Origin of the sequence: Psychromonas sp. MME2 (assembly GCF_040566515.1) — a bacterium.
GTDB lineage: Bacteria > Pseudomonadota > Gammaproteobacteria > Enterobacterales > Psychromonadaceae > Psychromonas.
In genome coordinates, this window is the sequence record NZ_JBEWXI010000011.1 from 154,723 (window position 1) to 161,785 (window position 7,063).

Below are 7,063 nucleotides of genomic sequence, written 5' to 3' on the forward strand. Positions count from 1 at the left end.
ACAAGATGAGGATATCAATTATGGTCATAAAGTTAGCAGCTGCGGTTATCTCTGCACTATTATTTTATTGGCTTCTTCTATTGGTCCTTGATGTGCAACAGGCTAAAGCGTTAGCCTTGATCAGCTTGTTGGTCATTTTATGGAGTAATAGTGCATTACCATTGGGCGTCGTCTCTCTGCTGCCTGTGATACTTTTTCCAATGTTTAATTTGATGTCAACTAATGCGGTTAGCAGCAATTACAGTAAATCGATTATCTTTCTGTTTTTAGGCGGCTTTTTATTGGCCATTGCGGTAGAAAAAACAGAATTACATAAAGTTATTGCGAATAAAATTTTACAATTTTTTCCACACACTGTGCGCGGGATGATTTATGCGCTGGCGTTAACCGCAGGCTCTTTAAGCGCCTTTTTATCCAATACTACCAGCAGTCTTTTATTGATTCCTTTGGTGCTCTTTCTATCGGATGATAACGCCTTAAAAAAACGGTTTGCCTTAGCTATTTGTTATGGTGCGAGCATCGGTGGCATCATCACCCCGATTGGTACGCCACCCAATTTAATTTTATATGGACTATTAAATAACTTAAAATTAGCAACCATTCCCTTTGCACAGTGGGTGATGTTGGCACTGCCTCTCGCCGTTGTTATGTTTTTCTTACTGGGATGGATACTGTCATGGGGAACAAAAAATAAAAAACTTGATAAACAACCGACCCAGCTTGCTGTCTCTTTAACGGTTGAACAAAAAAAAGTGACATTTATCTTAACCGCTTTAGTCATTTTATTACTCTTCAACTCACCAATCGAACCTTACTATGAAGGGTTAGGGCTAAATGAAACGGGAATATTATTAGGCTTTGGGTTACTACTTTTTTTTCCACCATTTACTATTATCACGTGGAAAAATATGAAAAAAATCCCCTTTGATATTATCCTCTTATTTGGTGCGGGGTTCTCCATAGCCGCACTATTTACGAGCTCAGGGTTAGCCGATAAACTGGCTATTTTTCTACAAAATTTCAGCCAATTACCAACGATATTACTGATTATTATCATTGCTAGCATGGTGACATTTGCAACAGAAATAACCAGTAACACGGCGCTTATTTCCATGATATTGCCAGTCATTAATGCATTAGCAGTGCAAAATGGCTTAGATACGCGATTGCTGATGATGGTTGCCACTATTTGTGCCAGTTACGCCTTTATGCTACCCATTGCGACACCGCCCAATGCCATTGCAATGAGCTGCGAATCGGTCAATATCAGCAGCATGGCTAAATACGGCCTATTACTCAATTTACTTGGTATTATTTTAACCACTCTCTTTGCCTCTTTTTATTGGGCCTATTTTATTAACTGAGAGTAATAAGATAATTAACAAAATTAGTCGCTTTATGTAGGGGCTTATGTGAACAAGCAAAAATACATTATTGCCATTGACCAAGGTACGACAAGTTCCCGAGTTTTAATTTTGGATCATGATGCTAATATCATCGAAATTGGTCAGCGCGAAGTAACACAAATCTACCCTCATGCTGGCTGGGTTGAGCATGATCCCTTAGAGATATATACATCCGTTTCCGCACTATTGGTGGAAACACTCGACAAGGCGGCCATCACCAGTGAGCAAATTGCAGCGATAGGCATTACGAATCAACGTGAAACAACCGTTGTCTGGAATAAAGAAACGGGTAAGCCCGTTTATAACGCAATTGTTTGGCAGTGTCGCCGTTCAGCAGCCATCTGCGAAACATTAAAAGCGCAAACGGAACTCAATGAATACATCCATGAAAATACAGGCTTAGTAGTTGATCCCTACTTTTCAGCGAGCAAAATTAAATGGATTTTAGATAACATCGCTAATGCACGAGATGATGCAAAGGCAGGGAAATTACTTTTTGGTACCATAGATACTTGGCTAGTATGGAAATTAACAACAGACCATGTCCACGTTACCGACTACAGCAATGCTTCTCGCACCATGTTGTTTAATATCAACACCCTACAATGGGATGATAAATTATTAGACGCATTTTCCATTCCTCGTAGCATGCTTGCCAAGGTGAAGCGGTCATCTGAAATTTATGGACATGTCAAAATATCCGAGCAAAGCAGGGCAACGGTTCCCATCGCCGCGATCGCAGGCGATCAACAGGCTGCACTTTTTGGACAAATGTGCGTACACCCAGGGCAAGCCAAAAACACCTATGGCACGGGCTGCTTTCTTTTAATGAACACAGGCAAGCAAAAGGTAACCTCAAAAAACGGTCTGTTAACTACTCTCGCCTGCAATGCACAGGGTGATCTCTGTTATGCCTTAGAAGGCGCTGTTTTTATGGCGGGAGCAACGGTGCAATGGTTACGAGATGAACTCCATTTACTGGACGACGCCAAGGATTGTGAATATTTTGCCACCAAAGTAAGCTCCACTAAAGGGGTGTATCTTGTACCTGCGTTTACAGGGCTTGGCGCGCCTTACTGGGATCCCTATGCTCGTGGCACCATCGTTGGACTCACTCGAGGGGTAAACGCTGCACATATCATTCGTGCGACACTCGAAAGCATCGCCTACCAAACACGAGATGTCTTAGATGCGATGCAAGCCGATGCCGCTATTCAATTAGCGGAATTACGGGTCGATGGCGGTGCTATCGCCAATAATTTTTTAATGCAATTTCAATCGGATTTATTAGATACCAACGTACATCGCCCGACAGTAACAGAAGTCACCGCATTAGGCGCCGCTTACCTTGCTGGTTTAGCCGTTGGCTATTGGCAGGGGCTTGATGAGTTAGCAAATAAAGCGACTATTGAGCGAACCTTCGAGCCCGATCATGATCTGCAAAAACGTCAAAATCGCTATCGCGGTTGGCAGCGCGCCATTAAATGTGCGCAAACATGGGCAACATTACACAGTGAAGAGCAAGATGACTAATCGCCAATAACAACGCAACCAGACCAATCAAAAAGCGGCAACAGGCTATACAATCGTTAAGTGAGTGTAATATGGAAAAGCAACGCCAGCTAGGTGCAGATGAGATACTAGACTTAATTGTCGTGGGCGGCGGAATCAATGGCGCAGGCATAGCCGCCGATGCTGCTGGGCGCGGCTTAAGTGTCGGTTTATATGAGGCCGCTGATTTTGCCTCAGCAACCTCTTCAGCGAGTTCAAAATTGGTTCACGGAGGACTACGCTATTTAGAACTTTACGAATTTCGTTTAGTGGCAAAAGCATTAGCAGAACGTGAAATCATCATGAAAAAAGCAGCGCATATTACCATCCCAATGCGTTTTATTTTACCCCATCAACCATTTCTACGTCCCACATGGATGATTCGACTCGGACTTTGCTTATATGATAACTTAAGTAAACGCAGCACATTAACGGCAAGCAAACAGGTTGATTTAACAGCATCAGGCTTATTGAAAAAAAACATAAAAACCGGGTTTGAGTACTCAGACTGCTGGGTAGATGATGCTAGATTAGTCATTCTTAATGTCATTAGTGCGCAACAGAATGGTGCCGAGGTTTGTAATTACTGCCGCGTTGAAAAAGCACAGCGTCTAGGAGGCGTATGGCAAGTAACGTTATATAACACCATCACCAATATCTATTTTCAACGCTACTCGCGCGCATTAGTTAACGCGACGGGGCCATGGGTAAAACAATTTTTTGATAATGCCTTAACAGATAAATCGCCACGCAATATACGATTGATAAAAGGATCGCATATCGTTACCAAACGACTACATGATCAACCACAAGCTTACATTTTACAAAACCAAGATAAACGGGTTGTATTTATTATTCCCTACCTCGATGACTTTTCTATTATTGGCACCACCGATATTGAATTTTCTGGAGATCCCCGGCATGTGACAATTTCAGAAGATGAAATAACCTATTTGCTGGGCGTGGTTAACCAATATTTTATCAGGCAAATCACTAAAAACGATATCATCTACTCCTATAGCGGTGTTCGCCCACTCTGTGATGACCAATCTAATGCAGCACAAAGCGTCACTCGTGATTACACCCTAGAAATATCTGCAGGCGATAATCAACCACCGCTACTTGCTGTTTTTGGTGGAAAATTAACCACGTATCGAAAATTAGCAGAGGCCGCGATGCATAAACTCGCCCCCTACTTTACAACGAACAGAACACCTTGGACGGCACAAGCCCCCTTACCCGGGGGAGATTTCAATTGCACACGCAACCAATACGCAACACATTTAAGTCGCCAATATCCATTTTTAGAAAAGCAACTGCTGCAACGCTACGTCAATCAATTTGGTACATTAACATTAAATTTATTAGCCGATGTGCATACAAAATCAGATCGGCACATATTTTGGGAGTGGTCTATATCGCCTTGAAGTTGATTATTTACTACAAAACGAGTTTGCCAAAACCAGTGAGGATATACTCTGGCGCAGAACTAAGTTAGGTTTATATCTGGACACCCCACAACAGGATCAGCTACGAGCCTACATCGTCGAGCAACGGAACAACAGCATAACACTCACCAAAGGAAAGGGATAAACGCCTTAGAGGTGCTTTGATACTCTTGATAATGAGGGAATTTAACCAGCAGCGCCTGCTCTTCAAAACGCGCTTTTAAGGTGAGTGTCAACACCAATAAAAACCAAGCCAATAATTTCCACAAACTAAACTGGCAAAAAAGTATGCCTAATCCTGCGAAAAATAGAGAGCAATACATAGGGTGGCGAATGTAGTAATAAATACCAAAAGTAATTAACTCCCCACCCGCCTTCGGGGTTGGACGAACGTTAAAATTACCAGGGCGATTGGCCAATAGCGCAGAGAGTGCCACAATACCAGCAAGCAAAATAAGTGCTGCACCGAGCGCAGAGAAAGAGAGGTTTGCCATCGGCCATGCTAAAAAGAGTAATAATACAAACTGGGCAACCACATAAATCATAATTTAACTAACCTTCTGATAGTAAATCGGCACATGATAACAGATTACCTCAACCCCACTCTGCCTTGCCTGTTCAAATAATAGCGCATATTTTGCATCAATATGGTTAGCTGCGCTAACGGCGCGAATACCAGTATGCAATATCGCAAAAAGTAAAACGGCACGGCAACCAGCCGCTTTCATCTGCATCAATTCGCGCAAATGCTTTTGCCCCCTGATTGAAACAGCATCGGGGAAAAAACCTTGCCCTGAGCCAAATGACTCATCAAGCAGCGTACAACTTTTCACTTCAACATAACAATCGCGCCGCCCTGCTGCTGTCAGCAAAAAATCGATGCGACTGTTCTCACTACCATATTTCACCTCGGCCTTGATATTTTCGTAATCAAGTAGTTCGGGAATTTTTTGTGCCGCAAGTGCATCGGCAACAAACTGGTTTGCCCGTTGCGAATGAATACAGATCCAATGTCCTGCTTTGCTGTGGGTTAGCTCCCACGTATATTTATATTTACGCTTAGGATTATCCGATGCGCTAAAATAAACTGTATCCCCAGCGTCTGCGCAATGGGTCATCGCCCCGGTATTGGGGCAATAAATCGTGATCGTTTCACCGCTCTCAAGCAACACATCCGCCAAAAAACGTTTATAGCGTTTTAATAACGTCGCTTTCTGTAAATGAGTAAACATGGGGTTATCCATTAAATGTACTACAAAATTTGGCAACCAATCATCAAGAGATCAAGTGCAATAAATTTAGCTGTAGTTTCTAGTTTATCTAATGCCAAAGGTGACCAAACTACTTTCAAGATTTAATACTCTTTAAAACTCGCGCGTGAGCATCTGATTTACTATAAGGAGCAGCAATGACCGATTGGGCTTGTCCAACACCCGAATAAGGTGTCGGCTGCGCGACACCTACACTTGTTTGTTATAGCTCTGCTATGTGCGTGATAGTTTCTGGATGACGTTGCACTAATTTCAAAAGAGTAATGGCTTGCCCATTTGGAAACTGCGCCCTTGCTCCCAGTTTTCTAAAGTCCGAGAAGATGTATGAAGCAAACGAGCAAACACACCACGTGACATATTAAATTTCTCTCGAATATGTACTATTTCACTAGGTGAGATAGCAAGCTCACTTAGATCATTAACCTGATGTGTTTTAAGGGTAATCTTCCCCTCAGAATGCTCTTTTGCCTCAACAAGAGCTGAGCTTAATTCTGTAAATAAATCACGATTATTCATTACGCCAGACCTCCATAAAAGCCTTTAACTGTTTCTTTTGATCTGCGGTTAAATCTGACATTTCACTTTTCCCATAAATGGTGAGTAAATAAAAACGTCGCTTTTCATCAAGGAAGTAATAAATAACACGTGAACCACCACGCTTTCCTTTCCCCTTACTTGCAACTCGAATCTTCCGCAAACTAAAATCGGGGACATCCAAATGTTTTATTGATTTACATCAATCAAAAGATTTGGATGTCCTCAATTGGTGTTATGAGCCCTTTAGGTAATTTAGTTCATCTTTATATGATATTGTAGGTTCATATAATTGGTGGTATCCCTTACCTACAGCCCCTCTAAATTGAATTAAATTCGGTTTATTACTACCAATGGATAGGATGTGATCGATTGCAATTCCCGGGTATGGATGATATACACAATATCTTTAATTCCTAATTGATATGCTTTTTTAGCACACAACTCACAAGGGCTAGCTGTAGTAAATAGTTTACCCCCTTCAATACCTGCAGTACCATATTTGGCTAACTGCAGAAAAGCATTTTCCTCAGCATGTAACAATCTGGTGTGCACTTGATTACCAGAGTCATCTAAAGAATTCTTAATGTCTTTAAAACAGTATGATAGATTTTTACCCTGAGTTCCCTCTTGACCTGATATTTTTATATATTCACCTTTAGCAGCATTTCTAAACTCTTTATTATGCCTTTCATAAACACTATAAGTAATTTCATCGAAGTCATTAGCTAATCCATTTAGCGACCTCAAATTACATGGTACTTGCCCTTTTGCTACATCATTCCAACCAACAGACTTTATAGAATAATTTTCATCAGTAACAACTGCACCAACTTGGCGAGAAACACAACCT

5 protein-coding genes and 3 pseudogenes are annotated in these 7,063 nt (G+C 41.6%); 3 read left to right on the plus strand and 5 right to left on the minus strand.

All coding sequences use genetic code 11. The features are described 5' to 3' along the window. Nucleotides 1-20 precede the first annotated feature (20 nt). The 3 genes and pseudogenes from AB1A03_RS10195 (at nucleotide 21) to glpD (ending at nucleotide 4,550) form a co-directional block, all read left to right on the plus strand. Entirely contained in the window at nucleotides 21-1,364 is a 1,344-nt protein-coding gene (locus AB1A03_RS10195; protein ID WP_354624556.1) for an SLC13 family permease, read from the plus strand. 48 nt (nucleotides 1,365-1,412) lie between these two features. Next, nucleotides 1,413-2,939 (plus strand): glycerol kinase GlpK, encoded by a 1,527-nt coding sequence (gene glpK / locus AB1A03_RS10200; RefSeq protein ID WP_354624557.1) that lies wholly within the window; start codon nucleotides 1,413-1,415, stop codon nucleotides 2,937-2,939. A 71-nt stretch (nucleotides 2,940-3,010) separates the two neighbouring features. After that, nucleotides 3,011-4,550 (plus strand): annotated as a pseudogene (glpD, locus tag AB1A03_RS10205) (glycerol-3-phosphate dehydrogenase). Here the strand turns inward: glpD and AB1A03_RS10210 are convergent. The 5 genes and pseudogenes from AB1A03_RS10210 to AB1A03_RS10230 form a co-directional block, all read right to left on the minus strand. Beyond that, on the minus strand, nucleotides 4,531-4,950 hold the full coding sequence (locus AB1A03_RS10210; protein ID WP_354624559.1) for a methyltransferase family protein: 420 nt from the start codon (nucleotides 4,948-4,950) through the stop codon (nucleotides 4,531-4,533). The pseudogene glpD and the gene AB1A03_RS10210 overlap by 20 nt on opposite strands. Nucleotides 4,951-4,953: 3 nt before the next feature. Then, the gene (gene sfsA, locus AB1A03_RS10215; RefSeq protein WP_354624560.1) at nucleotides 4,954-5,637 is read right to left on the minus strand and encodes a DNA/RNA nuclease SfsA; all 684 of its coding nucleotides are present in this window, start codon (nucleotides 5,635-5,637) and stop codon (nucleotides 4,954-4,956) included. A 241-nt stretch (nucleotides 5,638-5,878) separates the two neighbouring features. Continuing rightward, nucleotides 5,879-6,192 (minus strand): annotated as a pseudogene (locus AB1A03_RS10220) (helix-turn-helix domain-containing protein). Beyond that, a complete protein-coding gene (locus tag AB1A03_RS10225; RefSeq protein ID WP_354624561.1) occupies nucleotides 6,185-6,373 on the minus strand; it encodes a type II toxin-antitoxin system RelE/ParE family toxin in 189 nt (62 codons plus the stop codon). The pseudogene AB1A03_RS10220 and the gene AB1A03_RS10225 overlap by 8 nt, the downstream one beginning before the upstream one ends. Before the next feature lie 167 nt (nucleotides 6,374-6,540). After that, nucleotides 6,541-7,063, minus strand: a pseudogene (locus tag AB1A03_RS10230) (hypothetical protein); the annotation flags it as partial.

Excerpts from the sequence above, each read along its gene's own strand:
- AB1A03_RS10195 (WP_354624556.1), top strand. The coding sequence starts at position 21 with ATGGTCATAAAGTTAGCAGCTGCGGTTATCTCTGCACTATTATTTTAT.
- AB1A03_RS10210 (WP_354624559.1), bottom strand. The coding sequence starts at position 4,950 with ATGATTTATGTGGTTGCCCAGTTTGTATTATTACTCTTTTTAGCATGG.
- sfsA (WP_354624560.1), bottom strand. The coding sequence starts at position 5,637 with ATGTTTACTCATTTACAGAAAGCGACGTTATTAAAACGCTATAAACGT.